Raw genomic sequence first — 23,788 nt, 5'->3', positions numbered from 1 at the left:
AACGACGTCACCAGATACAACAACCCGATCTGCTTCGCATCCGTGGTACCCAACAACCGAAGCAACGTACTGCCCGGCACCACACCCCGAACCGGCCCCGGATAACCACCCGAACCAGCGGGGGCCAGGATCACCGGCTCGCGCTCTGGCTCTGGCTCGGTCACCACTCGGTTCGACATCGCCGGCTCACCCCTCGGTCACGGCTGGGACGAGGGGCGACTACCCGGTGTTCCACCGGCAAAACCCGGCAGGACACCAACTTCCGCTCTCTTTGCTTCTAACGGGTGAAAACCGGTGATACCCGCCCAGGCGCCGAGGAGCCGGAGCGGCGCCGACTCACCCGCGCACCGGCTCCGCTCGCTGCCCCGCCGCGGCCGAGCGGCGTACCCGCTCGTACAGCTCGACGTAGCGCTCGGCCATCGTCGCCGGGGTGAACCGGCGGCTGGCCTCCAGCCGGCAGTCCCGCTCGTCCAGCACGGCGACCTCCCACACCAGATCGGCGAGGCCGTCCTCGTCGTCGGCGAGCAGGCCGGTGCGGCCGTGCTCGATCAGCTCCGGCAGGCAGCCCCGGCCGATCGCCAGCACCGGGGTACCGAGCGCCAGCGACTCGATCACCGCGGTGCCGCCGGGCTCCTCCCAGCACAGCGGGAAGAGGCTGGCCCGGGCCGCCGCCACAAGATCGTCCCGGGCACTGCCGGCCACCATCCCGACCCAGCGCACCCGGTCGTCGTCCACCAGCGGGGCAACCTGCTCGCGCCAGTACCGCACGTCCGGATTCTGTCCCGCCTCCGGCCCGGCGGCGGCCAGTTCCTCCGGCCGCCGGTACGGCCCGACCGGTCCGGCGAGCACCAGGTCGAACCCGGCCTGGTGGGCGAGCCGGGCCCCGAGGTGCTGCCCCTTGCCCGGTGTGATCCGGCCGAGGATCACCAGGTGGTCGGACTTCTCCACCGGCGGCCGGCGGTCGGCGTCCACCGCGAGCGGGGTGGCCAGGTGCACGTGCCCGACCGCGTGGTCGCGCAGCGCCCGCGGGGCCCGGGCGAGCTGTGCCGCCGAGACCCCGTTCACCCGCACCCGGCCGCCGCCGTCCAGGTATCCGTAGAGGTCGGGATGCTTGCCGAGGTCCCAGTGCAGGGTGTGCAGCGCAGGACCGCTGCCCGGACCCATCGCGGTCAGCACCGCCAGCCCGACCGCCTCCACGTGGTCGTGCACCAGGTCGATGTCGTCCCGTTCACGCAGCGCCCGGACCACCCCGTTCAGGTGCGCGTGTGAGATCCCGCAAACCTGGTTGTACGGCCGTTGCAGCGCCCCGAACTGGCCGTCGGGAAAGACCGACAGCAGTTCGTCGACCGGCAGCGTGGCGTCGCCGGTCGAGGCGAGCACCACCCGTACGCCGAGCCGGCGCAGCTCCGGCACCAGCGTGGCGACGACGTTTTCGATCCCGCCGTACCCGGGCGGTGGCACCGGAAGCCACGGGCCGGCGTTCATCAGTACCGTCAGGCTCATTGGTCCTCCCGGGCCCGCCCGGCGGGAGCGCCGTGCCCGGTCACACCGCGGCCCTGCGCGACGCCGGTTGCAGCTGCACCAGCGGCGGGCGTTCCCGGACCGAGATGTCGCTGACCACGATCTCCCGGTGCAGGTTGGGTAGCGCGCTGCTGCCGTCCCGGCGGAACTGCACCAGTAGGTTCCCCGGTGGCGCGGTCTGTTCGACCAGTCCCCGTCGGCACAGTCGCTGCCAGACCGTGTGCATGATCTGCCCGGACATCCGGCCGAGCGCCTCGGTGTCCTGGTGCCGGTGCAGGCGCTCGCCGAGGTCGACCTGGGCGAGGGCGTCCAGGCCGCACATCTCCAGCAGGTCGATCAGCATCGCCGTCTCGACGCCGTAGCCGGAGACGAAGGGCACCCGTTCGAGTACGTCCCGCCGGCCGGCGTACTCCCCGGCGAGCGGCTGGACGAACCCGGCCAGTTCCGGCCAGAAGAGGTTGAACAGCGGTCGGGCCACCAGTTCGGTCACCCGGCCGCCGCCTTCCGTCTCCACACCACCGGTGCCGACCAGCGGGCGGTGGTAGAAGCCCTTGACGAACGCGACGGAGGGGTCGGTGAGCAGTGGACCGAGCAGGCCGGTGACGAAGTGGGGCTGAAACTCCCGCAGGTCGGCGTCGACGAAGGCGACCAGGTCACCGATTGACGCGGCCAGCCCGGCCCAGAGTGCGTCCCCCTTGCCGTCGAGCCGGGGCAGCCCCCGGGTCATCTCGTCCTGGCCGACCACCCGCGCCCCGGCCGCCGCGGCCACCGCGGCGGTCCGGTCGCTGGACCGGGAGTCGACCACCACGACCTCGTCGACCAGGTCGACCTGCTCGACCAGGCAGGCCCGGATAGCCGCCACGATCGCGCCGACGGTGGCCTCCTCGTCCCGGGCCGGAATCACCACACTGACCGTGCGGGTCCCTTTCAGGTGTGCCAGCTGTCGCGGCGTCCACTGGTCGGCCACCCCGGTACGGTGGGTGGACCACGTCTCCAGCGCCGGTGACACGGGCGTACGCGAGCGACGCACGGCGACCTCCCCAACTGTGCCTCGACCGGCGCCCGGCCGGGCCCCGGTGCAGCCCTACAGCCTTCCCCGCCGGTGCCGGCTCAACCGTCCGGGCCCTGCGCCCCGGAGGACGCCGGTACGGCTCGCCGGGCCGTCGGGGTCAGGTCTCCGGTGACCAGCCGGAGCAGAGCTCCCAATCCGCCCATTCGGGCACACTCGGGCGGTACGGACATCCTGCCACCGGTCCTGCCGAGAGTGGATCCGGCGCCGGCCGGGCGGGCCGCACTTTGCGGGGAAGTTCGCGTACCGTTGCGCGTCATGGGTGTGTCGCAACGGTTGAAGACCAGGGTCCGGCGTTTCCTCCAACGTCCGGGCACCACAGTTGATCTGGCGCCGCTGGAGAAGCTGCTGCCCACGATCGAGGCGCGCGAGGAGGAACTCACCGAGCTGGACGACGCCGAGCTGACCGAGGCGGCCGGCAAGGCCGAGGACTTCGTCGAGATCTGCGCGGTGGGCCGCGAGGCCGCCCGGCGCGGGCTCGACCAGCGGCCGTACGACGTCCAGCTGCTCGGCGCCATGTCGCTGCTGGCCGGCAAGGTCGCCGAGATGGCCACCGGTGAGGGCAAGACGCTGACCGCGACGATCGCCGCGTACGGGCACGTGCGGCGGGGCAACGGGCCGGTGCACGTGCTCACCGTCAACGACTACCTGGCCCGCCGGGACGCCGAGTGGATGGCGCCGGTCTACCGGCTGCTCGGGCTCCGCGTCGGCTGGGTGACCGAGGCGTCCACCCGCGAAGAGCGCCAGGCAGCCTACGCCTGCGACGTCACCTACGTCTCGGTCAGCGAGGCCGGCTTCGACTTCCTCCGCGACCAGCTCGTCACCGACATCGACGACCGGGTGCAGCCGCCGCTGACCACCGCGATCGTGGACGAGGCCGACTCCATCCTGATCGACGAGGCCCGGGTGCCGATGGTGCTGGCCGGCGCGGTGCCGGGTGAGCAGGACCCGGTGCACCAGGCCGCGGCGGTGGTCCGCGGGCTGCGGGCCGGGCGGCACTACACGGTGGCCGACGACGGCCGCAGCGTCGCCTTCACCGACGCCGGACTCGCCGAGGTCGAGGCCCGGCTCGGCGGCGTCGACCTCTACGACGACGAGCACGTCGAGCAGCTCTCGGCGGTCAACGTCGCCCTGCACGCGCACGCCCTGCTGCACCGGGACGTCGACTACATCGTCCGCAACGACGGGGTCGAGCTGATCGACGAGATGCGCGGCCGGGTCGCCCAGCGCCGCCGGTGGCCCGACGGGCTCCAGGCGGCGGTGGAGGCGAAGGAGGGGCTCGACGCCACCGCCGAGGGTGAGGTGCTGGGCACCATCACCGTGCAGGCGTACGTCGCGCTCTACCGGACCGTCTGCGGGATGACCGCCACGGCGGTGCTGGTCGGCGACCAGTTGCGGGAGTTCTTCTCGCTCGAGGTCGCGGTGATCCCGCCGAACACGCCCTGCGTCCGGATCGACGACCCGGACCGGATCTACGCCACCCGGGGTGAGAAGGAAGAGGCGCTGATCCAGGAGATCCAGGAGCAGCACGAGACCGGCCGCCCGGTGCTGATCGGCACCCTGGACGTCCAGGAGTCCGAGCGACTCGCCGAGGCGCTGCGCGGGGCCGGGGTGCCGTGCACGGTACTGAACGCCAAGAACGACGCCGAGGAGGCGGCGATCATCGCCGAGGCCGGCAAGTACGGCGCGGTGACCGTCTCCACCCAGATGGCCGGCCGGGGTGTCGACATCCGGCTCGGCGGCAGCGACCAGGCCGACCGCGACCGGGTCGCCGAACTCGGCGGCCTCTTCGTCATCGGCAGCGGCCGGCACGACAGCCGGCGGGTCGACGACCAGCTCCGGGGCCGGGCCGGCCGGCAGGGCGACCCGGGTCGCTCGGTCTTCTTCGTCAGTCTGGAGGACAACCTCGTCGTCCGGCACGCCCCGGACGCGATCCCGCCGTCGCCCCGGATGAACGCCGACGGTCTGGTCACCGACGAGCAGGTGGACTTCGCCGTCGAGCACGCCCAGCGGATCGCCGAGGGCGTCAACCACGAGATCCACCGCAACACCTGGCGGTACAGCGTGGTGATCGAGCAGCAGCGCAAGGCGCTGGCCGAGCGCCGGGAGCGGCTGCTCACCACCGAGGTGGCGGCGCAGATGCTGACCGAGCGCTTCCCGGACCGAGCCAAGGAGATGGACGAGGATCTCCTTTCCAAGGTCGGGCGGTCGATCGCGCTCTACCACCTCGACCGGCTCTGGGCGCAGCACCTGGCCGAGCTCTCCGAGGTGCGCGAGGGCGTGCACCTGCGGGCGCTCGGCCGGCTCGACCCGCTTGACGAGTTCCACCGCTCGGCGGTGCCGGCGTTCAACGCGCTGGTCCCGGAGATCGAGACCCGTACGGTGGAGACCTTCGAGGAGAACGAGTTCGACGAGGACTGGGAGCCGGGCGAGGGAGAGCTGGTGCGACCCAGCGCCACCTGGACCTACCTGGTGCACGACAACCCGTTCGGCTCGGAACTCGACCGTCTGATCGCCGCCGTCGGCCGCCGGCTCAGCTCCACCCCGCGCTGACCGCACCGCACCCGCGGATCCCGGGGTTGATCGTCGGAAGCCTGACGGCAACCCCGGGACGGGGGCGATCGTTCTCTTCCTGGAACGGGTGGTTTGTCCACCCGGCGCTCGGGTAGTAGCGCAGGTCCGTACCGGCACGGGATCGCCGAACGGCGGGGGAGAGGCGACATGAGACAGGCGACGGCACGAACCGGGCGTACCGCGGCAGCGGTACCGGCGGGGGTTCCGGAACGGTGCTGAGGCTGAGGACGACGACGGAGCCGTCGACCGAAGCCCCGGGCGTGTTGGAGACCGCCGCCCTGCTCCGCGAAGTGACTGCCGGACTGATCGCGAGCGACGACTTCGACGCCGCACTGGACCGGCTGGTACGTACCGTACGAGACGCCATCCCGGCGGTGACCTGGTGCGGGGTCACCGTGCTGCGGGCCGGGGCACCCGCCTCGGTCGCAGCCTCGGAACCCCGACTCGGCGACCTCGACGACGTCCGGCACGGCCAGGACGGACCGGCGATGGTGGCGATCCGCTCCCGGGAACTGGTCTGGTCGGCGGACCTGCGTACCGAGACCCGGTGGCGGCCGTGGACCGGCCGGGCGCTGGCGCTGGGCGTACGCGGGGTGCTCGCCGTACCGGTCGACGTCGACGAGCACGTGGTCGGGTCGATCAACCTGTACGCCCGGGAGCCGGGAGTGCTGACCGCCAGTCAACAGCTCACCGCGATGCTGCTGGCCGAACATGTCGGCCTGCTCCTCGGCGCGGTCCGGGACCGGCAGACCGGGTCGGCCGGCGAACCCGAGAACGCACTCACGGCCGGGCAGGTCATCGACCAGGCGGTTGGGGTTATCATGACTCAACGTGGCTGTCCGGCCACGGAGGCGCTACGGGTGTTGCGGTCCGCCTCGGCGGCACTGGCCATCCCGCTACGGGAGGTGGCCGAGCGGCTGGTCACCTCGGTGGCCCGGCGTCGCGACAGCTGACCGTCCGGCGTGGACCGCGCGGGCACGCGTCGTTTCGGCGGGGCGGCCCGGGGGTAGCACGCTGGAGGTTGGCCGAGAAGCGAGCCGGGGAGGCGCCACCATGCAGAGCCGCCTGCGGGTGCATGGACATCCGATCCAGCCCATGTTGGTGACCTTTCCGTTCGGGCTGTTCGTCTGCGCCACGGTCTTCGACCTGACCGACGTACTCGGCGGACCGGCGTTCCTGGGACTTGTCGGCTACTGGACGGCGGTGGCGGCACTGGTCGCCGGGGGGCTCGCCACGGCGGCCGGCATGGTCGACCTGTGGGACGTGCCGGGCGACCCGACCCGGCGAACCGCCGTCACCTTCAACCTGGTGAACGCCGCCGTCGCGGTGCTGTTCGTCTTCGCCTGCCTGATCAGGTCGGGCGAGCCGGAGCACGGGGCGAGCGGTGGGCTGGTCGCGGTCGAGCTGTTCGGCCTGGTCCTCGGCGCGGTCGGGGTGCGACTCGGCGGCAGCCTGGTCCGGCAGTTCGATCAGAGGCGTGGCGAACCGACCAGCTTCGACGGGTTCGGCCCGCCGACCACGTCGGTGGCCGGAGGGTTCGGCCGACGCCGGGGCGGCTGAGGCGGTCCGTCCGCCGCCCGACTCAGGAGTGGGCGGTGGCGCGGTGCTCGGCGAGCAGGTCGGCACCGAAGTCGCCGCGCGGGCGCCGCAGTACGGTGTGCGCGTGGTTGCCGTCCTCGCTGGTGTTGTCGTACTCGATCAGCAGGTCCTCGCCCTGGACGCGGTAGTAGTGCCGCCCGCCCGGCCTGGTCGGCCCCTCCCAGGCGAAGTAGAGATCGCCCCGGCGGACCCGGGCCGCCTCCTGGCCGGCGAGCTCCGGCGGAAGCCGGTCGAGATAGAGCGCGACGAGCTGGTCGAGCAGCGCCCGGCCGGTTGGTCCGAGCTTGCCGGCCCGGAGCCCGGGCGGCTCGATCCGGCGGTCGTACCGGGCCCGGGTGCCGCTGCGGATGTCGGCCGGCGCGTCGTCGGCGACGATCGCCGCGCCGCGTCCGTCCGGACCGATCGCGTCGAGCACGGCGCGGGCGAGATCCTCCTCGGGGCCGAGTGGCCGGCTGACCGGACGGCCGGCGTAGCTCACCGTCGCCGGGTTGGCGCCGAGGAAGAGCGGCGCGGGGGAGACCCGGTCGCCGGCCACGGTCATCGTCACCGAGAGGTGGTGCCCCTCGAACCGCCAGGACCAGCGGTCGTCCCGGGCCGGGTCGCCGAAGACCACGATCCGGTAGTCGTCTCTGTGCCGGCCCCGTCGCCAGTCCTCCTGCCGGTCGAGTACCTCCTCCAGGGCCATCACGGTGGCCGCCTGTGCGTACGCGTGCGGACTCAGCGCGGTGGCCAGCAGCCGGTGCGTCGCCTTGCGACCGGTCCGGTCGAGGTCGGCGAGGCTGGCGCCCGGCCGGGGCAGTGGCCGGTACTCGATCCAGCGCCGGCCGGCCTCGTCGTCGAACGGGCGGGCGGCCAGCGCCCGGGCCGGCCCCGGTAGCGCGTCCAGCAGCGCGGTCGCCGCCGTACGCATTCGTCCGGCCAGGGTCGTGTTGCGCATCCCCCCTGTATACCGGCTGTCCCGGCCGGCGCGGGTACCGGGCCGCCGCAACCTCGGCGGCCTGGTCGTGGCGGCCGCGGTGGCCCGTGATAGCTTGCCCGACCGGTGGAGGGAGGGCCGGTGCGGGACGGCATCTACGTCGGCCAGGCGGGCGTCGACGGTGCGGACAACGAGGGCTGGCTGCTGGGTCACTTCATGCCGCCCGGTGTGGATGTGCGGCACAGCGCGGACGTCGAGGTCAAGTGGGGCGTGCATCCGGCCGGTGACACCCGGGCCGAGTGGGTGACCGGAGAGCGGCGTACCGCCCTGCTGGTGCTGGTCTCCGGCCGGTTCCATGTCGAGTTGCGGGACCGTACCGTCGTGCTGACCCGCCCGGGTGACTACGTGGTCTGGGGGCCGGGTGTCGACCACTCCTGGCTGGCCCCGGAACCGGCGGTGGTCCTCACCGTCCGTTGGCCGTCGATCGCCGGTTACCGGGTCGCCGAGGGCTGAGCCAGCGCCTCGCGCGGGGGCACGCCCCGGGCCGGAGGCGGCCCGGGGCGATCAACGGTGTGCCGGTCAGCCCAGGGTGCAACTGACCGCCGGGGCCGGGTTGCTGCCGGTCCAACTGCCGAGGAAGCCGAAGGTGGCGGTACCGGCGGGGGCGAGCGAGCCGTTCCACCCGACGTTGCGGGCGGTCACGGTCCCGCCGCTCTGTGACACCGTGGCGTTCCAGGCCTGGTTGACCTGCTGACCGGCTCCGAAGGTCAGCTCGACGGTCCAGGACCGGCTCGCGGCGGTGCCGTTGTTGCGTACCGTCACCTCACCCTGGAAGCCGCCCTGCCACTGCCCGATGCTCTGGTAGGTCGCCGCGCAGCCGCCGGCCGGCGGCGGAGTGGTGGTGGGCGGTGGTGCGGTGGTGCTCGGCGGTGGGGTCGGCGTGCGGGTGGGCGGTGCGGTGGGCGTCCGGGTCGGCGACGGGGTGGGCGTGACACCGTCCAGCGCCGCCGTCAGCGCCGAATACCACCGGTCGGACATCTTCTGGTCACCGGCAGCGTTGGGGTGTACGCCGTCATAGGTGTCGCTGCCCGTGCTGAACCCGGTCCACTGGTCGACCACCACGATCGGCGATCCGGCGGTGGTCTTCGACGCGGCCCAGGCCGGAATGGCGTCGTTGAGCGCCACCGCGCGCTGGCCGCACTCGGCGCAGGTGCTCGGCGCCATCGGGATGATCTTCGCTACCAGGATCGTCATGGCCGGGTTGCTGGCCCGCATCTGGTCCACCAGCTTCCCGTACGCGGCGAGGATGGTCGCGGTGGCCCGGTTGCTCCAGACGTCGTTGGTGCCGAAGTGCATGAGCACCACGTCCGGGCGGGTGGCGGCGAGCCAGGGCGGCAACTGGTTCTGGTCGGCCACGGTGGTGACCAGGGCACCGCCGTGCCCCTCGTTCTCACCGTCGTACGGCTGCCCGCAGCCCTGCGGGCCGAGCGTGCCGACGAAGTCGATATTGGTGTACCCGGTGTTCTGCAACCGGTTCCAGAGGATGGCCCGCCAACAGCCCGGGGAGCCGGTGATGGAGTCACCGAGTGGCATGATCCGTACGGCTGCCGGTGCCTCCGCCGGCAGCGCGGGTCTGGCGACGACGAGCGTGCCGAGCGCGACGACGAGCGCGGTCAGCACGGTACTGAGCAGGGGCCTGCGGAGCATGGTTGTCTCCTGTCACGGTGCGAGAGGTGAGACGTGCCCGGCCCTGTGCTCCCCAGACATTCAAGCAGGTAAGTGGATCGGAACTCAACCGGTCAAGCGGGCGCACGGCTGGCCGTCGCCGAGGAACCGTTAGGCCCGTGGTGAACCGGTCTTTGTCCCGGCCGAACTGGCCGCCGCCCGCCAGCCCGGTCACACCATTCCCGACCTGGTCGACTTCCCGGCCGCCCGCTAGGAGGAGTTGGACGGCTCGCGTCGCGGCCGGTGCGACGCTGGAGGTGGTTGCCCGACGGCTCAGCGCCGGCTCCGAATTTCCGCTCGGTTCTCTCCGATCCCTGGACACCCGAGGAAAGATCATCCAGGATTGACGGCCGTCGACGTTCTCGGCTCGGCCTTCGGTAGCCGCGCAGCCAGGCGTCATGAGATTTTGGGGAGGACTTGTGCCAGAAGAGAGTCGGAGTCGCCGGGCGCTTCTGCGGAGCACCGTCGCCACGGCCGCCGGTGCGGCTGCGATAGCGCCCTTCGTGGGTGCGGCCCCGGTGCTGGCAGCGGAGACCAGCGGCGTGCCCTGGGTGGGACCGGCCGGTTCGGGCGCCACCTACGAGGTCGACGACAGCCTCGGTGCGCAGGACGCGATCAACAGGGCGCTGCGGGCGGTCGGTCAGGGCGCCGTGTATGTCGCCGGTGGCACCTACACCATCAAGGCGCCAGTCATCCTGGGTGACCGGCAGACGTTGGTCGGTGCCGGTCCGCTCGGCACGGTGCTGCGGGCCGGCAGCGGGTTCACCGGCGCGATGGTCAGCACCCCGTCGGGCACCTTCGACGGCTCCCGGATGTGCCTGTTCGACATCGGACTGGACGGGGCGAGGCTGGCGACGAACGGCGTCAACCTCCAGATCAGTACGAAGCCCGCGCGGTACGGTCCGGATCCGGCCCCGTGGCTCGGGCGGGTCTTCGTCACCGGCACCACCTCGGACGGCATATACCTGGGCGGCGCCTACTCGGGCGGGATGCGCGAATACAAGATCACCGACTGTCGGGTGGAGAAGGCCGGCGGCTGGGCGTACAACCTCCAGTCCTCGGACGGCTTCGTGAGCGGTTGCTCGGCGCAGGGCGGCGTCAGCGGTGGGTACCTGGTCGGCGGCGGCAACACCAAGGTGTGGGGCTGCAAGGCGTACGGCACCGGCAGCGGGTCCACGCCCGGCCCCGCCTTCCGGATCTCGTCGGCCCGCGCCACCGTGGTGGGCTGTGAGGCACAGGACACCTACGGCTGCGGGTTCGAGGTGACCGGCAAGGGTTCATCCGTCTCCGGCTGCACCGCGGACTCCACCGGCGTCGGTGCCGACGGAACGGACCGCTACTCGGCCGGCTTCTTCATCGGCGCCTCCGCGGTGAACGTCGAGGGCTGCTCCTATCAGCGGCCCGGCGGTGGCGGAAGCTGGATCGGTGCGAACGGAATGTTCTGGGCGCTCTACCTGAACAGCGGGGTGGACTACCTGTCCGTACGGCTGGTGAGTGATCCGGCCAAGCCGGCGCCGTTCAAGGGCAAGATCTTCGGCACTGTCGGCCCGAACTCGTCGGTCAGCGTGATCGGGTAGAAAGACCCGGGAAGAGAGCTGGTGGGCTGCGCGGCGGACCGCGCCAGCCACGAAGGCGGGGCCGGCCGGTGCTGCACCGGTCGGCCCCGCCGCAGCACGTCCTGGTCCAGCACCGGCGCTCCCCGCGCGGCCGTACCCTGGATGGTCGTGGAGCGTTGCGAAGAGTGCGGGTTCGACTATTCCACCGTTGCTTCCGAGGCGCTGCCCGACCGGCTCCGCGGGTTCGGGCCGCGGTACTCCGCCGGGCTGCGCGCGGCACGGGATCCGCGACGGCGCCCGGCCGAACGGGTCTGGTCGCCCCTGGAGTACGCCTGCCACGTGCGGGACGTCTTCCAGGTACAGGCGCAGCGGCTCGCCCTGGCACTTGCCGTGGACGAGCCGGAGTTCACGCCGATGGGGCGGGACGAGCGGGTGGTCGCGGACGCGTACAACCAGCAGGACCCGGCCGTGGTCCTCGACGAGCTCGGCACGGCGGCCGGAGAACTGGCGACGGCGTTCGGCAGGCTCGGCCCGGCCCAACTCGCCAGGACCGGCAGTTATCCCTGGCCGCAGCGGCAGGTCCGGACGCTGTTGTGGCTGGGCCGGCACACCGTGCACGAGGGGGAGCACCACCTGCTCGACATCAGCCGCGGCTCGTAGCCCCGCCCGGTCCGGTCGGACAGGATCGACAGCGGCTTAATGCAGTACCACGGTTGTTGCAAAAGCTTGGCAACTCTGCCACGGTGATCATCAGTGGGTGTCGGCGCGCCGGTGCCCCGCTCGTTGCTGCCCGACCTCCGTGGAGACCTCCGTGATCCGGATTCGTCCGACCGCCCGGCGACTCGTGGCGATGGCCGCCGTAGCTGGCCTGCTCGCCGTCGCCTCCTGCTCGTCCTCGACCACACCCGGGGCGTCGACGGCGGCCGGTGACACCTTCGTGGTCGCCACCGGCGGCGAACCGGACACGTTGAACCCGGTACTCAACTACGGTGTCGACGGCGCATCACTGATCTTCGACGGGCTGGTCGCCCGGGACGAGCAGAATCAACTGGTCCCGGGCCTCGCCAGGGAACTGCCGGCGGTCTCGGCGGACGGCCGGACCGTGACGGCCACGCTGCGCGACGGGGTCGTCTTCCATGACGGTACGGCGCTCACCGCCGACGACGTGGTATTCACCTACCGGGCCGTGCTGGACCCGAGGGTGGACTCCACGCTCCGGTCCGACCTGGAGATGCTGGAATCGGTCGAGGCGCCGGACCCGGCCACCGTGGTGTTCCGGCTGCGGTACGCGTACGCGCCGTTCCTGCAACGCCTCACCCTGGGCGTCGTGCCGGCCGGGGCACTGAGCGGACAGGACATCAACAAGGCCGAGTTCAACCGCAAGCCGGTCGGCACCGGCCCGTACCAGGTGCAGTCCTGGACCCCCGGCGACCGGTTGGTGCTCACCGCCAACGACCGCTACTTCGCCGGCGGGCCGACGAACCGGCGGCTGGTGGTGGCCTTCGTCGCCGACGACAACATCCGGGCCCAGCGGATGCGGGCCGGCGAGTTCGACGTCGCCGAGCTGGCCCCGAAGCTCGCCGCCGGTTTCCACGGCCGCGCCGGCTACCGGGTCGAGCGGGTCCCGACGGCCGACTACCGGGGCGTGATGCTGCCGATGGGCAACCCGGTCACCGCCGACCCGGCGATCCGGCGGGCGCTCAACCTCGCCGTCGACCGGGCCGCGATGGTCAACGGGGTACTCGGCGGCGCCGGTGAGCCGGCGTACGGACCGGTCCCGCCCACCTCGGAGTACGCCGAACCGGACGTCGTCGGCAAGCCCACCGCCGACCCGGCGTCGGCCACCGCCCTGCTCGACGCGGCCGGCTGGACGCCCGGTGCGGGCGGTATCCGGGCCAGGGACGGCCGGCCGGCCCGGTTCGCCCTGATGTACCCGGCCGCCGACAGCCTCCGCAAGGAGCTGGCGCTGGCGGTGACCGCGGATGCCCGCAAGGTCGGCATCGAGATCACCCCGACCGGTCTGACCTGGGACGCGATCGACGCACGGCTCAACTCCGACGCACTGATCATGGGATACGGCAGCCCGTACGACCCGGACTTCGTCTCCTACAAGCTGTTCGGGTCCCGGTTCGCCGGTCAGGGCTACTTCAACCCCGGGCACTACCGGTCCCCGGTCGTGGACCAGGCGTTGCAGCAGGGCCGGGACCAGTCCGACCCGGCCCGGCGCAAGCAGGCGTACTCGACGTTCCAGAAGCAGCTCGCCGCCGACCTGCCGTGGGTGTACCTGACCTACCTGAAGCACACCTACGTGCTGCGGGACTCGATCGACGGCGTGGCGCCCCGGGTGGAGCCGCACGAGCACGACGTGGCGAACAGCCTCTGGTGGAACATCAACACCTGGACCCGGCGGTGACCCGGCGACCGGGGAGCCGGCTCGCCGCGGCGGGTGTGGTGGTGCGGCGCCGGCTGCTGGTCGGCGTACCGGTGCTCGTCGCCACCAGCATGGGCATGTTCGCCCTCGGCGCGTTCTCCCCGGTCGACCCCGCGAAGCAGTACGCCGGGGCGGCCGCGTTCACCACCAGCGAGGAGAACCTGGCGCAGATCCGCGCCAACTGGGGTGTCGACGACCCGCTTCCGGTGCAGTACCTGCGCTGGGCCGGCAACCTGCTCCGCGGCGATCTGGGCTGGTCGACGAGTCGACACGAGGCGGTCGGCTCGGTCATCGCCGCCCGCGCCGGTTGGACACTGCTGCTGGTCGGCGCCGCGCTCGCCGTCGTACTCGTGGCGAGCCTGCTGCTCGGGTCGCTGGCCGCGTACCGGCGTGCCGGGCTCTTCGACCGCGGCCTGCGGGCGGTCGCGTACGCGGTCCAGTCGATGCCGGTGTTCTGGCTCGGTCTCGCCGCCATCGCCCTCTTCGCGCTCGCCCTGGGCTGGCTGCCGGCCGGCGGGCTGACCGACGTGACCGCGACCGGCACCTCGTGGAGCGACGTCGCCCACCACCTCGTGCTGCCGGTCGGGGTGCTGGCGGTCTCCCAGGCCCCGTGGTTCGTGCTCTTCGTCCGGGACGCGGTCGCCGACAGCCTCCGCGACGACCACGTGCTCGCCGCCCGAGCCCGGGGACTGCCCGGCCGGACGGTGCTGTTCGGGCACGCGCTGCGCACCGCGCTGCTGCCCTTCCTCACCCTGGTCGGCACGCACCTGCCCGAACTCGTCGGCGGCGCGGTCCTGGTCGAGACCGTCTTCTCGCTGCCCGGGCTCGGCGCGGTCACCGTGCACGCCGCGCTGGGCAGCGACTTTCCGCTGCTGGCCGCGACCACCCTGCTGACCACCGCCGTGGTGCTGGCCGCGAACCTCGCCGCCGACCTCGGCTACGCCGCCGCCGATCCCCGGGTACGCATCGATGGCTGACCTCACCCGAACCCGTACCGTCGCCTTCCGGCGGCCCCGCCTCCGGCTGCGTCCCGGCCAGACCGGTGCGGCCGTGGCCGGCGCGGTGCTGCTGGTGGCGGTCGCCGCCTGCCTACTCGCCCCGCTGCTCTGGCCGCTCGACCAGAGCGCCGTTGCCCTGGACCGGATCCGGCTGGCCCCATCCTGGGCGCATCCCGCCGGTACCGACGAGCTGGGCCGCGACGTCGCACACCGCGCTCTCTACGGGCTGCGGGTCTCGCTGCTCGTCGGCGCGGTCGCCGCGCTGGTCGCCACCGTGATCGGCGGCATCGTCGGCGGGATCGCCGGCGCCGTCGGCGGGTGGGTGGACCGGATACTGATGCGGATCGTGGACACCGTCGCGGCCCTGCCGCACCTGCTGCTCGGCATCTTCATCGTCGGGATGCTCCGGCCCAGCCTCGGCGCGGTGATCGCCTCGATCGGGCTCACCCACTGGCTCTCCACCGCCCGGATCGTCCGGTCCGAGCTGTTGAGCCTGCGTAACCGGCCATTCGTCGACGCGGCGATCACCGGGGGCGCGAGCCGGCGGCGGGTGTTGACCCGGCACCTGCTGCCACACGTACTGCCCCGGCTGGCCCTGGCCATCACGCTGATGATCCCGCACGCCGTCTGGCACGAGACCGCGCTCTCCTTCCTCGGGCTCGGCCTGCCGCCGCACCTCGCCTCGCTCGGCAACATGATCAACGACGGTCAGGGTTCGCTGCTGGCCGGCGCCTGGTGGGCCAGCCTCGCCCCGGGAGCGGTCATCGTCGTGGTCACCCTGGCCATCGCCGTCCTCGCGGCCCACTGGCGGGACCGACTCGATCCCCGCGTCCGAGCGGAGTTGCAACTGTGAAGACCGACCAGAGCGTCACCGCCGAGCGGCCGGCCGGCATCGCCTCGCTGGTTGACCCGCAGCGGCCCGGCGGGCCCGGTCCGGTGCTCGACGTCCAGGGGCTCGGCGTCCGGTTCCGACTCCGGGACGCCACCGTGCACGCCGTCACCGACCTCACCCTCGGCGTGCATCCCGGCGAACTGCTCGCCGTCGTCGGCGAGTCCGGCTGCGGCAAGTCCGTACTGGCCCACGCCCTGCTCGGGCTGCTGCCCCGGAACGCCACCGTCACCGGCCAGGCCCGGCTGCACCAGCTCGACGACGGACCGGTCGACCTGGTCACCTGTGGTGAACGGGTACTCGCCGGCCGGGTCCGGGGGCGGCTGGCCGGTCTGGTGCCGCAGAGCCCGGCCACCGCGCTCAACCCGGTTCGGACCGGCCGGCGCCTGATCGAGGAGACGCTTCGGGCCCACCGGCACACCCGGGCCGAGGCCGTCGGCGCGGCGGAACGCGTCGCCGCCGAGGTCGGCCTCGACGTCGCCGACCTGGACCGCTATCCGCACGAACTCTCCGGTGGCATGGCGCAACGACTGGTCACCGCCCTCGCCCTCGCTCCGGACCCGGTCCTGCTGATCGCCGACGAGCCCACCAGCGGGCTGGACCGGCCCCTGGTCGACCACACCCTCGACCTGCTCCGCCGCAGGTGCGACGGCGGGAAGTCCGTCGTGCTGATCACCCACGACCTCGCCGCCGCCGAGCGGGTCGCCGACACCGTGGCCGTGATGTACGCCAGCCGCGTCGTCGAACACCGACCCGCCAGGCGGTTCTTCACCGCACCGGCCCACCCGTACGGCGCCGCCCTGCTCGATGCGCTGCCGGACCGCGCCTTCCGGCCCGTACCCGGGCATCCGCCGATGCTCACCGCGTTGCCCCCGGGCTGTGCCTTCGGCACCCGCTGCCCGTACGCCACCGACGTTTGCGAGCGTCAACCCCGGTTGGCGGCGTACGACGCCGGGGCGGTCGCCTGCCACCACCCGATCGGCGCCGGAGTCGTGTCGTGAGCGGGACAGCGGGACAGCTCGCCGCAGAGCAGGTCACCGCCGGCTACGGCCGGCAGATCGTCCTCGACCGGGTCGACCTGCGCATCGGACGTGGCGAGACGGTCGGGTTACGTGCGGCCTCCGGCGGCGGAAAGTCCACTCTGGTCCGGGTGCTCGCCCTGCTGCACCGGCCGGACCGGGGTCGGGTGACCATCGATGGCGCTCCGGTCACCGGCACCCGGTACTCGGTGCCGGTCGCCGTGCGTACCCGGATCGCCGTCCTCTTCCAGAGCCCTCGCGCTGCCGCCGATCCACGGCTGAGCCTGGCCGACCTGATCGCCGAACCGCTCCGCGCCACCCGGCGCCCCGACGACGAGATCCGCCGCCGGGTCGCCGACCTCGCCGACCTCGTCGGACTCACCGCCGACCTGCTCGGCCGTCGGCCGCACGCGGTCAGCGACGGCCAACTCCAGCGCGCCTGCCTTGCCCGGGCCCTCACACACCGCCCCGACTACCTGCTCTGTGACGAGGCCACCGCGATGCTCGACGCCTCCACCCAGGCACACGTGGCCGCCGTGATCACCGACTATCAGCGGACCCACAGGGCCGGGGTCCTGCTCGTCACGCACGATCCGGCCCTGATGAACCGTTGGGCCGACCGGGTCGTCGACCTTCCGCCCAGTGGTGTCGTGCCCGGCCGGCCATGATGGTCGCGTTGGCGCAGATCGGTTCGGGACATGGCACAGCCGAGTCCACCCGGAGTGCCGGTGCGCGGTGTCAGACCCGGTCGAGTGGCCGGTGGGGCTCTGCCGGCAGGTCCACAATGATCTCGTCACCGGGCCGGATCTCGCCGCTCTCGCGTACCACGCCCATGATCCCGGCCAGCCGGACCAGGTTGCCGGCCCCGTCGAGGCGGACGACCCGTTTCAGCAGCCCGGGCTGGAAGTTGTCGATCTGCACGCACGGGTTGCGCAGCCCGGTCACCTCGACGACGGCCGCGTCGCCGAGCCGGAGCAGCGTCCCGACCGGCAGCCCGAGCAGGTCCACGCCCCGGGTGGTGATGTTCTCGCCCATCTCGCCGGGCGCCACCTCGTGACCGGCTTCGCGCAGCTCGTCGTGCAGCTCGGCATGGATCAGGTGGACCTGCCGCAGGTTCGGCTGGGTCGGATCCTGCGCCACCCGGGAGCGGTGCCTGACGGTGACGCCGAGGTGCGCGTCGCCCTCCACACCGAGCCCGGCGAGCAGTCGGATGCTCTGCCGCGTCGGCTTGCTGAAGTGGTGCCCCTCGTTCCGGGACACCGCTGTCACCACCGCACCCATCAGTCCTCCCCGTCGGGTGTGGGCCGCCCGCCCCCTTGACTCCGCCGACTCTGCCGAGCCCACTGGCAGCGCTGCCAGCGGCGATCGTCGGTTTCGCCGTCTGATCCTACTGCGCCGTCCGCTTGGCTCCACGGGCCGTGCTCGCCGGAGCGGCTCAGCCGAGCAGGGCGGCGATCGCGACGAGCGAGACGGCGGCGGCGATGGTGGAGAGCACCACGACGTCCCGGGCGTGCGACTGAGCCTGCCGGTAGTGGGTGGCGAAGACGAAGACGTTCTGCGCGGTCGGCAGGGCCGAGGTGACCACGGCGGCCAGCAGCGCCGGCCCGGCCAGGCCCAGCGTGTACCGCGCGATCAGGTATGCCACCCCGGGCTGCACGACAATCTTGAGGGTCACCGCGACGTACCGCTGCGCGGCGCCGGGGCCCGCCGCCAAGGGGCGGCTGCCGGGCAGCGACATGCCGAGCGCGATCAGGGCCAACGGTACGGCGGCCGAGCCGACCAGGTCGAACGGGCGCAGCAGCTCGGCCGGCGGCTGCCAGCCGGAGATCGAGACCAGCACCCCGGCGGCGGAGCCCAGCATGATCGGGTTCCGGGCCGGCAGCAGCGCCAGTCGGCGCACCGACATGCCCCGGGCGGTGGTGGTGGCGTCCAGCACCCCGAGGACCAGCGGTGCCGCCACCAGTACCTGGAAGATCAGGACCGGGGCGACGAAGGCGACGTCGCCCAGCACGTACGCGGCGACCGGCAACCCGAGGTTGGCCGCGTTGACGTACGAGGCGGACATCGCCCCGACGGTCGTCTCGCCGATCGGACGGCGCCAGGAGAAGCGCGCCACGAGCAGGTAGGCCGCCGCCACGATCACGGTACTCAGCACGAAGGCGACCAGCGCCGGGGTGGCCAGATCAGCCACTGTGGAGCGGGCCAGGGTGCCGAAGAGCAGCGCGGGGGTCGCGATCAGGAAGACCAGCCGGGCGATCACCGCTGTGCCGTGCGGGCCGAGCAGGTCGTACCGGCCGGCGAGGTAGCCGATCAGGGTGACCGCCCAGATCACCCCGAACCCCGTCAACACCCCCCGCATCTTGACCATCCTGCCGGGTGTGCGATTCCCGACGTGATCTGGTACTAAGAGCGAGCAAGTGATTCCGGTGAGTTTGTCGATTGTCACATTCATGCATCGTCGTGTCCCCTTGACCCTCGCCCCGGTGCCCGGAACCATCGAGGCAGCGGCGGTTCGGGCCGTTGGGGGAACACCCGGAGCAGCCAAGGAGGACCATGTCGGTCAGCCCCGCCTCGTCGCGTACCGGGTGGCACAGCGCCCAGCCGGTCGGCCCCGGCCGACCGCCAGGGGCGTCCCGCCGGCCCGCCGGGTCGACCGCGCCGACGCTGACGGTGACGTTGTCCATCCCGCTCGTCGGCAACGAGGAGGTCCTGACCGCACCGGCCCGCCGGCTGCTCGAGGCCGCCCGCGAGCTGGTGGAACGGGGCGAGGCGACGATCACCGGCGGTTCCGCCGGCGTGCTGGAGCGCCGCGCCGATGTCACCGCGTCACGCCCTCCGGCCCGACCCGCCACCGCCACCGCCACCGGTGCCACCGAACTGCACATCCTGGCGGCGTCCCGGTCCGTGTTGCTCGGCGGCGAGCCGCTGCCGCTCACCCGGCTGGAGTTCGACCTGCTGATGCACCTGGTCGCACACCCCCGGCGGGTCTTCACCCGACTCCAGTTGCTCACCGCGGTCTGGGGCTACGAACACACCGGGGTACGCACCGTCGACGTGCACATCCGCCGACTGCGCGGCAAGGTCGGCGACGTACCGTTGATCACCACCGTCTACGGGGTCGGCTACCGGCTGGCCGACGACGCGGTGGTCACCATCGACCGCAACGCCTGACGGTCGACCGTTGCGCCCGGCCCACCGGCCGAGGCGTCAGTTCCAGGGAGTGGGTCCGGCGTCGCGGGCCAGCAGGGCGGCCTGAACCCGGTTGGTGCAGTCGAGTTTCGCCAGGATCCGGCTGACGTACGTCTTGATGGTCATCTCGCTCATCCGCAGCCGCCGGCCCACCTCCGCGTTGGACAGCCCCTCGGCGACCAGGCACAGGATCTCCGTCTCCCGTGTGGTCAGTGCCGTCAGCCGGGCCCGCGCCTGCTGCCGACGGCCCGCCGGTTCCGGTGCGACCATCCCGAGCAGCAGCCGGGTCACGGCGGGGGAGAGGTAGGCGTCGCCGTCGTGTGCGGCCCGTACCGCGCGGATCAGTTCCTCCGGGGTGCAGTTCTTCAGCACGAACCCGGCCACCCGGGCATGCACCGCCCGCAACACGTTCGGTTCGGCACCGAACGAGGTCAGCACCACCACCCGGAGGCTGGGCAGCCGCCGGCCGAGTTCGACGACCGCGTCCAGGCCGTCCAGCACCGGCATCCGGATGTCGAGCAGCGCCACGTCCGCCCGGTGCCGCAGGGCCGCCTCGACCGCCGCGGCGCCGTCCGCCGCCTCGGCGACCACCTCGATATCGCCGGCCGATTCCAGCACCGTACGGATGCCGGTCCTGATCAGCGGCTCGTCGTCGGCGAGCAGGACCCGGATCACCTCACCGCACCCCCAGCAGCATGCTCGCCGGTACCGCCACGAACATCACGGCCGCCGTGGCGACGCCGAGGGCCAGGGTACGGATGGTGGCTGCCCCGGGTGGCTCGGCCTGCTCCCCGTCCGGTCGCGTGGCGGGCAGCATCGCGAGGAGTCGCCAGCTCCGTCCGCCGCCGCCCGGGTGGGCGGGGTCACCGGGTTCGAGGATCCGGTACGCCACGAAGCCGCCCGCCTGGTCGGCGCGCTCCCGCAGCCCGGCCAGTCCGTGCCCGGCTGGCTTGTGCCCGGCTGGCTCGTGTCCGGCTGGCTTGTGCCTGGCCGGCTCGTGCCGGTCGGGGCCGGCATCGGCGGTCGGTTCGGGGGCGGGCCCCGGCCCAGCCCGTTCGGGCAGCGGGTTGTCGAGGGTCAGCAGCAGGGCGTCGGGTTCCCACCGGAGTCGTACCGTCACCGGCTGGCCCGGGGCGTGCTTGAGCGCGTTCGTCAACCCCTCCTCGACCACCCGGTACGCCGCCCGCCCGGCCGCGTCCGGCAGCGGGTGCGGCGTGCCCTCCGCACGCAGCGCCACCGGGGTGCCGGTCGTGCGGACCTCCGCCACCAACGGGCCGATCCGGTCCACTCCCGGCGACCGCTGGTCGGCGTCCTGCCCGCCGCGCAGCGCACCGACCAGGTCGTAAAGTTCGTCCAGGGCGCCGCGCGCGGCTCCGGCGAGCTGCCGCACCGCCTGCCGGTGCACCGGTGGCAGCTCGGACACCTCCAGCGCGGCGGCCTGCACCGAGACCAGGCTGAGCCGGTGGCCGAGGGAGTCGTGCATGTCCCGGGCGATGCGCAGCCGCTCCCGGAGCTGCTCCTGCTCGGCGAGCAGTTCCCGTTCCCGGCTGAGCTGCCGGTTGTGCCGGTCGAGGGTGGCGACCAGCCGCTCGTGCTGGGCCAGGTATCGGCCGACCAACACCGGCAGCGCCGCGAAGACCAGGTACGTCGAGATCAGATTCGGGATCGTCCGGGGAGCCGCCGGCGCGGTCACCAGGTGCACCGCGAGGGTACCGGTCAGCGCCCCGGCCACCATCACGGCGCCGGCGCGGTTCAGCGACTCGCGTCCCGCGTGGTAGGCGGCCCAGAGCAGCAGGACGTACCCGCCGCCGGAGAGCGCGACGAGCAGCAGCGCGCCGATCAGCGCGCCGACCGGGGCCCGACCGCGTACCGCGATGACCAGCGCCACCAGCGCGGCATGCCCGACGACATCCCGGGGTGGAGCCCCGGGGACGGCCAGCTGAAACGCGATCTCCGTCAGCATTACGACCGCGGGTAGCAGGTGTCGGCGCATGCCAGCAGGCTACGTCCGTCACCGCGTGAGCCGGTGGTCGCGGGCCGGCCGGCAACCGGCGTCGACCCGACCGGTGGGGCGTGGCATCCGGCTCCCGGTCGCCACCCGCGCGGTGCCGTCGCCGCGCCGCGTCGACATTGGTGGGCAATCTCCGCGACTTTCGAGGACTGTTCCGGCGGTCGCCGCTGCCTAACGTGGCGGGCGTGATCGAGGTGTGCAGTCTCAGTAAGCGCTACGGCGCAACGGTCGCGGTCGACGGGATCTCCTGCACGATCCGGCCGGGGCGGGTGACCGGTTTCCTCGGCCCGAACGGTGCGGGCAAGTCGACGACGATGCGGATGATGCTCGGCCTCGACCGTCCGAGCGCCGGACGGGTACTGATCGACGGCCGGGCCTATCCGGAGCACGTCGCGCCGCTGCGGTCGGTCGGTGCGCTGCTGGAGGCACGGTCCGCGCACCCGGGGCGCAGCGCCTACCACCACCTGCTGTGGTTGGCGCGGAGCAACCGCATCGGGCGGTCCCGGATCGCCGAGGTGCTGGCGCTGGTGGGCCTACAGGACGTGGCGAAGCGGCGGGTCGGCGGCTTCTCGCTCGGCATGGTGCAGCGGCTCGGGATCGCCGCCGCACTGCTCGGGGATCCGCCGGTGCTGCTCCTCGACGAGCCGGTCAACGGGCTCGACCCGGAGGGCATCCGGTGGATCCGGGAGCTGATGCGCGGACTCGCCGCCGAGGGGCGGACGGTTTTCGTCTCCAGTCACCTGATGAGCGAGATGGCGCTGACCGCGGATCACCTGGTGGTGATCGGTCAGGGCCGGCTGCTGGCCGACACCGGGATGCGGGAGTTCGTCGAGGCGAACTCCGGCACGACGGTACGGGTGCGTTCGCCGGAGCCGGAGCGACTGCGTGACGTACTCGCCGCTGCCGGCATCCGGGTCGAGGTGGGCAGGGACGGGGCGCTGCTGGCGTACGACAGTGAGGCCGCCCGAATCGGGGAGCTGGTCGCGGCCAACCGGCTGACCGTGCACGAGGTGGCGGTGCAGCGTGCGTCCCTGGAGGAGGCGTTCATGCGGCTCACCGCGACGGCGGTCCGCTACCGGGCCGACCTCGACCGGCCGGCGGACGTCGACCGGTCGGCAGACCTCGACCGGTCGGCCGACCTCGACCGGTCGGCGGACGTCGACCGGCCGGCCGGCGTTGACCAGCACGCGGCCGGGGATCGGCACGCGGCCGGCGATCGGGGCGCGACCGGCGCTCGGCCGGTCGGTGGGCGGCCGGGGGCGGACGGCGGCCAGCGGTTGCCGGACGGTCGGCGGGTGGACGGGGGCCAGCGGTGACCCGGACGGATGCGACGGCCGGTGGATCGGCGCGGGCCGGGGCAGCCCTGACCGGGCTCGGCGCGGTGCTACGGGCCGAGTTGACGAAGATCCGCACCGTCCGGTCCACGGTCTGGACCCTGCTGCCCACCTTCGTCGTCGGCGCCGGCATCAGCCTGCTGGCCGGGCTCAGTTTCGCCACCCAGACCCCGGAGCGGCAGGCCAACTTCGATCCGCTCTTTCCCGCCTTCTACGGCCTGACGCTGGGGCAACTCGCCCTGGTGGTGTTCGGGGTGCTGGTGATGGCGAGCGAGTACAGTTCCGGCACCATCCGGGCCACCCTGGTCGCGGTACCGCGCCGGGGTCGCTGCTTCGCCGGCAAGGTGCTCGCCGCCGGGCTGCTCGCCGCCGCCGTCGCGGTACCCACCGTGCTGGGCGGCTTCTTCGCCGCCCAGGCCGCGCTCGGCCGGTACGGCATCGGGCTCGGCGCCGACGGTGCGCTCAGCGCAGTAGTCGGCGGCTGCCTGCACCTCGTGCTGCTCTGCCTCTTCGGGCTCGGGGTGGCGGCGATGCTGCGCAGCCCGGTACGCGCGCTGGCGGTGCTGCTGCCGGTCTTCTTCCTCGGATCGCAGGGGCTGGGCAACATCCCCGGCCTGCGTACCGTCACCCAGTACCTGCCGGACCAGACCGGCTGGGTGATCCTGCACCTCGCGGGGCCGCAGGACGAGGCCCGGTGGGCCCGGGACTACGGACCGTGGACCGGGATCGGCATCCTGGCGCTCTGGACCGCCGCCGCGCTGCTCGGCGGCTACCTCGTGCTACGCCGCCGCGACGCGTGACCGGGTGCCGCCCCGGGAGGCGTGACCAGGTGCCGCCCGGGGAGGCGTGACCGGGTGCCGCCCGGGGGAGGCCTGTCCGGTGCGACCGCGACGCGTGACCGGGTGCGGCCGCCCGGGACGCGTGACCGGCCGCCGGCCGCCCCGGGCCGCGCGGGTG

Annotated in this window: 21 protein-coding genes and 1 pseudogene; 14 read left to right on the top strand and 8 right to left on the bottom strand. The window is 72.9% G+C overall.

The features are described from left to right. Window positions 1-336 precede the first annotated feature (336 nt). Both ABNF97_RS32920 and ABNF97_RS32915 read right to left on the bottom strand, forming a co-directional pair. A complete protein-coding gene (locus ABNF97_RS32920; protein ID WP_349340920.1) occupies window positions 337-1,503 on the bottom strand; it encodes a glycosyltransferase in 1,167 nt (388 codons plus the stop codon). A gap of 40 nt (window positions 1,504-1,543) precedes the next feature. Continuing rightward, on the bottom strand, window positions 1,544-2,551 hold the full coding sequence (locus ABNF97_RS32915; protein WP_130463132.1) for a glucosyl-3-phosphoglycerate synthase: 1,008 nt from the start codon (window positions 2,549-2,551) through the stop codon (window positions 1,544-1,546). Window positions 2,552-2,848: 297 nt separating this feature from the next. On the opposite strand from ABNF97_RS32915, the gene secA2 reads away from it, so the two are divergent. The 3 genes from secA2 to ABNF97_RS32900 all read left to right on the top strand — a co-directional run bounded on the left by secA2 (window position 2,849) and on the right by ABNF97_RS32900 (window position 6,724). Beyond that, the gene (secA2, locus tag ABNF97_RS32910) at window positions 2,849-5,143 is read left to right on the top strand and encodes an accessory Sec system translocase SecA2 (RefSeq protein WP_130463131.1); all 2,295 of its coding nucleotides are present in this window, start codon (window positions 2,849-2,851) and stop codon (window positions 5,141-5,143) included. A 242-nt stretch (window positions 5,144-5,385) separates the two neighbouring features. Further along, the gene (locus ABNF97_RS32905; RefSeq protein ID WP_130466030.1) at window positions 5,386-6,117 is read left to right on the top strand and encodes an ANTAR domain-containing protein; all 732 of its coding nucleotides are present in this window, start codon (window positions 5,386-5,388) and stop codon (window positions 6,115-6,117) included. A gap of 142 nt (window positions 6,118-6,259) precedes the next feature. Beyond that, a complete protein-coding gene (locus ABNF97_RS32900) occupies window positions 6,260-6,724 on the top strand; it encodes a DUF2231 domain-containing protein (protein ID WP_502930586.1) in 465 nt (154 codons plus the stop codon). A 22-nt stretch (window positions 6,725-6,746) separates the two neighbouring features. Here ABNF97_RS32900 and ABNF97_RS32895 read toward each other — a convergent pair whose 3' ends face one another. Continuing rightward, entirely contained in the window at window positions 6,747-7,700 is a 954-nt protein-coding gene (locus ABNF97_RS32895; protein ID WP_130463129.1) for a DUF3500 domain-containing protein, read from the bottom strand. A gap of 120 nt (window positions 7,701-7,820) precedes the next feature. On the opposite strand from ABNF97_RS32895, the gene ABNF97_RS32890 reads away from it, so the two are divergent. Then, the gene (locus tag ABNF97_RS32890; RefSeq protein WP_130463128.1) at window positions 7,821-8,192 is read left to right on the top strand and encodes a cupin domain-containing protein; all 372 of its coding nucleotides are present in this window, start codon (window positions 7,821-7,823) and stop codon (window positions 8,190-8,192) included. A gap of 66 nt (window positions 8,193-8,258) precedes the next feature. Here ABNF97_RS32890 and ABNF97_RS32885 read toward each other — a convergent pair whose 3' ends face one another. Further along, window positions 8,259-9,386: a cellulose binding domain-containing protein gene (locus tag ABNF97_RS32885; protein WP_349340919.1), complete on the bottom strand. Its 1,128-nt coding sequence runs from the start codon at window positions 9,384-9,386 to the stop codon at window positions 8,259-8,261. Window positions 9,387-9,907: 521 nt separating this feature from the next. Here ABNF97_RS32885 and ABNF97_RS32880 point away from each other — a divergent pair. The 7 genes from ABNF97_RS32880 (at window position 9,908) to ABNF97_RS32850 (ending at window position 16,965) form a co-directional block, all read left to right on the top strand. Then, the gene (locus ABNF97_RS32880) at window positions 9,908-10,981 is read left to right on the top strand and encodes a right-handed parallel beta-helix repeat-containing protein (RefSeq protein ID WP_349340918.1); all 1,074 of its coding nucleotides are present in this window, start codon (window positions 9,908-9,910) and stop codon (window positions 10,979-10,981) included. Between the two features lie 147 nt (window positions 10,982-11,128). Continuing rightward, on the top strand, window positions 11,129-11,620 hold the full coding sequence (locus tag ABNF97_RS32875; RefSeq protein WP_165436727.1) for a DinB family protein: 492 nt from the start codon (window positions 11,129-11,131) through the stop codon (window positions 11,618-11,620). A gap of 151 nt (window positions 11,621-11,771) precedes the next feature. Then, complete coding sequence (locus ABNF97_RS32870) at window positions 11,772-13,373, top strand: ABC transporter substrate-binding protein (protein WP_349340917.1); 1,602 nt, start codon at window positions 11,772-11,774, stop codon at window positions 13,371-13,373. After that, a complete protein-coding gene (locus tag ABNF97_RS32865) occupies window positions 13,343-14,368 on the top strand; it encodes an ABC transporter permease (protein WP_349340916.1) in 1,026 nt (341 codons plus the stop codon). Before ABNF97_RS32870 ends, ABNF97_RS32865 begins: the two co-directional genes overlap by 31 nt. Further along, window positions 14,361-15,242 carry an ABC transporter permease gene (locus ABNF97_RS32860; RefSeq protein ID WP_349340915.1) on the top strand — a complete coding sequence of 294 codons (882 nt, stop codon included), beginning with the start codon at window positions 14,361-14,363 and terminating at the stop codon, window positions 15,240-15,242. Before ABNF97_RS32865 ends, ABNF97_RS32860 begins: the two co-directional genes overlap by 8 nt. Next, window positions 15,239-16,279 carry an ABC transporter ATP-binding protein gene (locus ABNF97_RS32855; RefSeq protein ID WP_349340914.1) on the top strand — a complete coding sequence of 347 codons (1,041 nt, stop codon included), beginning with the start codon at window positions 15,239-15,241 and terminating at the stop codon, window positions 16,277-16,279. The genes ABNF97_RS32860 and ABNF97_RS32855 overlap by 4 nt, the downstream gene beginning before the upstream one ends. After that, a complete protein-coding gene (locus tag ABNF97_RS32850; protein WP_349340913.1) occupies window positions 16,276-16,965 on the top strand; it encodes an ABC transporter ATP-binding protein in 690 nt (229 codons plus the stop codon). The genes ABNF97_RS32855 and ABNF97_RS32850 overlap by 4 nt, the downstream gene beginning before the upstream one ends. Before the next feature lie 70 nt (window positions 16,966-17,035). Here the strand turns inward: ABNF97_RS32850 and ABNF97_RS32845 are convergent, their stop codons facing one another. Together ABNF97_RS32845 and ABNF97_RS32840 are read right to left on the bottom strand one after the other, a co-directional pair. Further along, window positions 17,036-17,578: an MOSC domain-containing protein gene (locus tag ABNF97_RS32845; protein WP_207230528.1), complete on the bottom strand. Its 543-nt coding sequence runs from the start codon at window positions 17,576-17,578 to the stop codon at window positions 17,036-17,038. Window positions 17,579-17,732: 154 nt separating this feature from the next. Continuing rightward, window positions 17,733-18,656: an AEC family transporter gene (locus tag ABNF97_RS32840; protein ID WP_130463123.1), complete on the bottom strand. Its 924-nt coding sequence runs from the start codon at window positions 18,654-18,656 to the stop codon at window positions 17,733-17,735. A gap of 194 nt (window positions 18,657-18,850) precedes the next feature. On the opposite strand from ABNF97_RS32840, the gene ABNF97_RS32835 reads away from it, so the two are divergent. Beyond that, on the top strand, window positions 18,851-19,468 hold the full coding sequence (locus ABNF97_RS32835) for a winged helix-turn-helix domain-containing protein (RefSeq protein WP_130463122.1): 618 nt from the start codon (window positions 18,851-18,853) through the stop codon (window positions 19,466-19,468). A 36-nt stretch (window positions 19,469-19,504) separates the two neighbouring features. Here ABNF97_RS32835 and ABNF97_RS32830 read toward each other — a convergent pair whose 3' ends face one another. Both ABNF97_RS32830 and ABNF97_RS32825 read right to left on the bottom strand, forming a co-directional pair. Then, on the bottom strand, window positions 19,505-20,161 hold the full coding sequence (locus ABNF97_RS32830) for a response regulator (RefSeq protein WP_130463121.1): 657 nt from the start codon (window positions 20,159-20,161) through the stop codon (window positions 19,505-19,507). A gap of 1 nt (window position 20,162) precedes the next feature. Further along, window positions 20,163-21,479 carry a sensor histidine kinase gene (locus ABNF97_RS32825; protein WP_349340912.1) on the bottom strand — a complete coding sequence of 439 codons (1,317 nt, stop codon included), beginning with the start codon at window positions 21,477-21,479 and terminating at the stop codon, window positions 20,163-20,165. A 203-nt stretch (window positions 21,480-21,682) separates the two neighbouring features. On the opposite strand from ABNF97_RS32825, the pseudogene ABNF97_RS32820 reads away from it, so the two are divergent. Then, window positions 21,683-22,573, top strand: a pseudogene (locus tag ABNF97_RS32820) (ATP-binding cassette domain-containing protein); the annotation flags it as partial. A 236-nt stretch (window positions 22,574-22,809) separates the two neighbouring features. Next, window positions 22,810-23,631 (top strand): ABC transporter permease subunit, encoded by an 822-nt coding sequence (locus ABNF97_RS32815; protein WP_349340911.1) that lies wholly within the window; start codon window positions 22,810-22,812, stop codon window positions 23,629-23,631. Window positions 23,632-23,788 lie beyond the last annotated feature (157 nt).

This window comes from Plantactinospora sp. B6F1 (assembly GCF_040120695.1).
In the GTDB taxonomy this organism is placed as follows: Bacteria; Actinomycetota; Actinomycetes; order Mycobacteriales; family Micromonosporaceae; genus Plantactinospora.
Note: the sequence above shows the minus strand (reverse complement) of the source record. Positions and strands in the feature narration are given on the sequence as shown.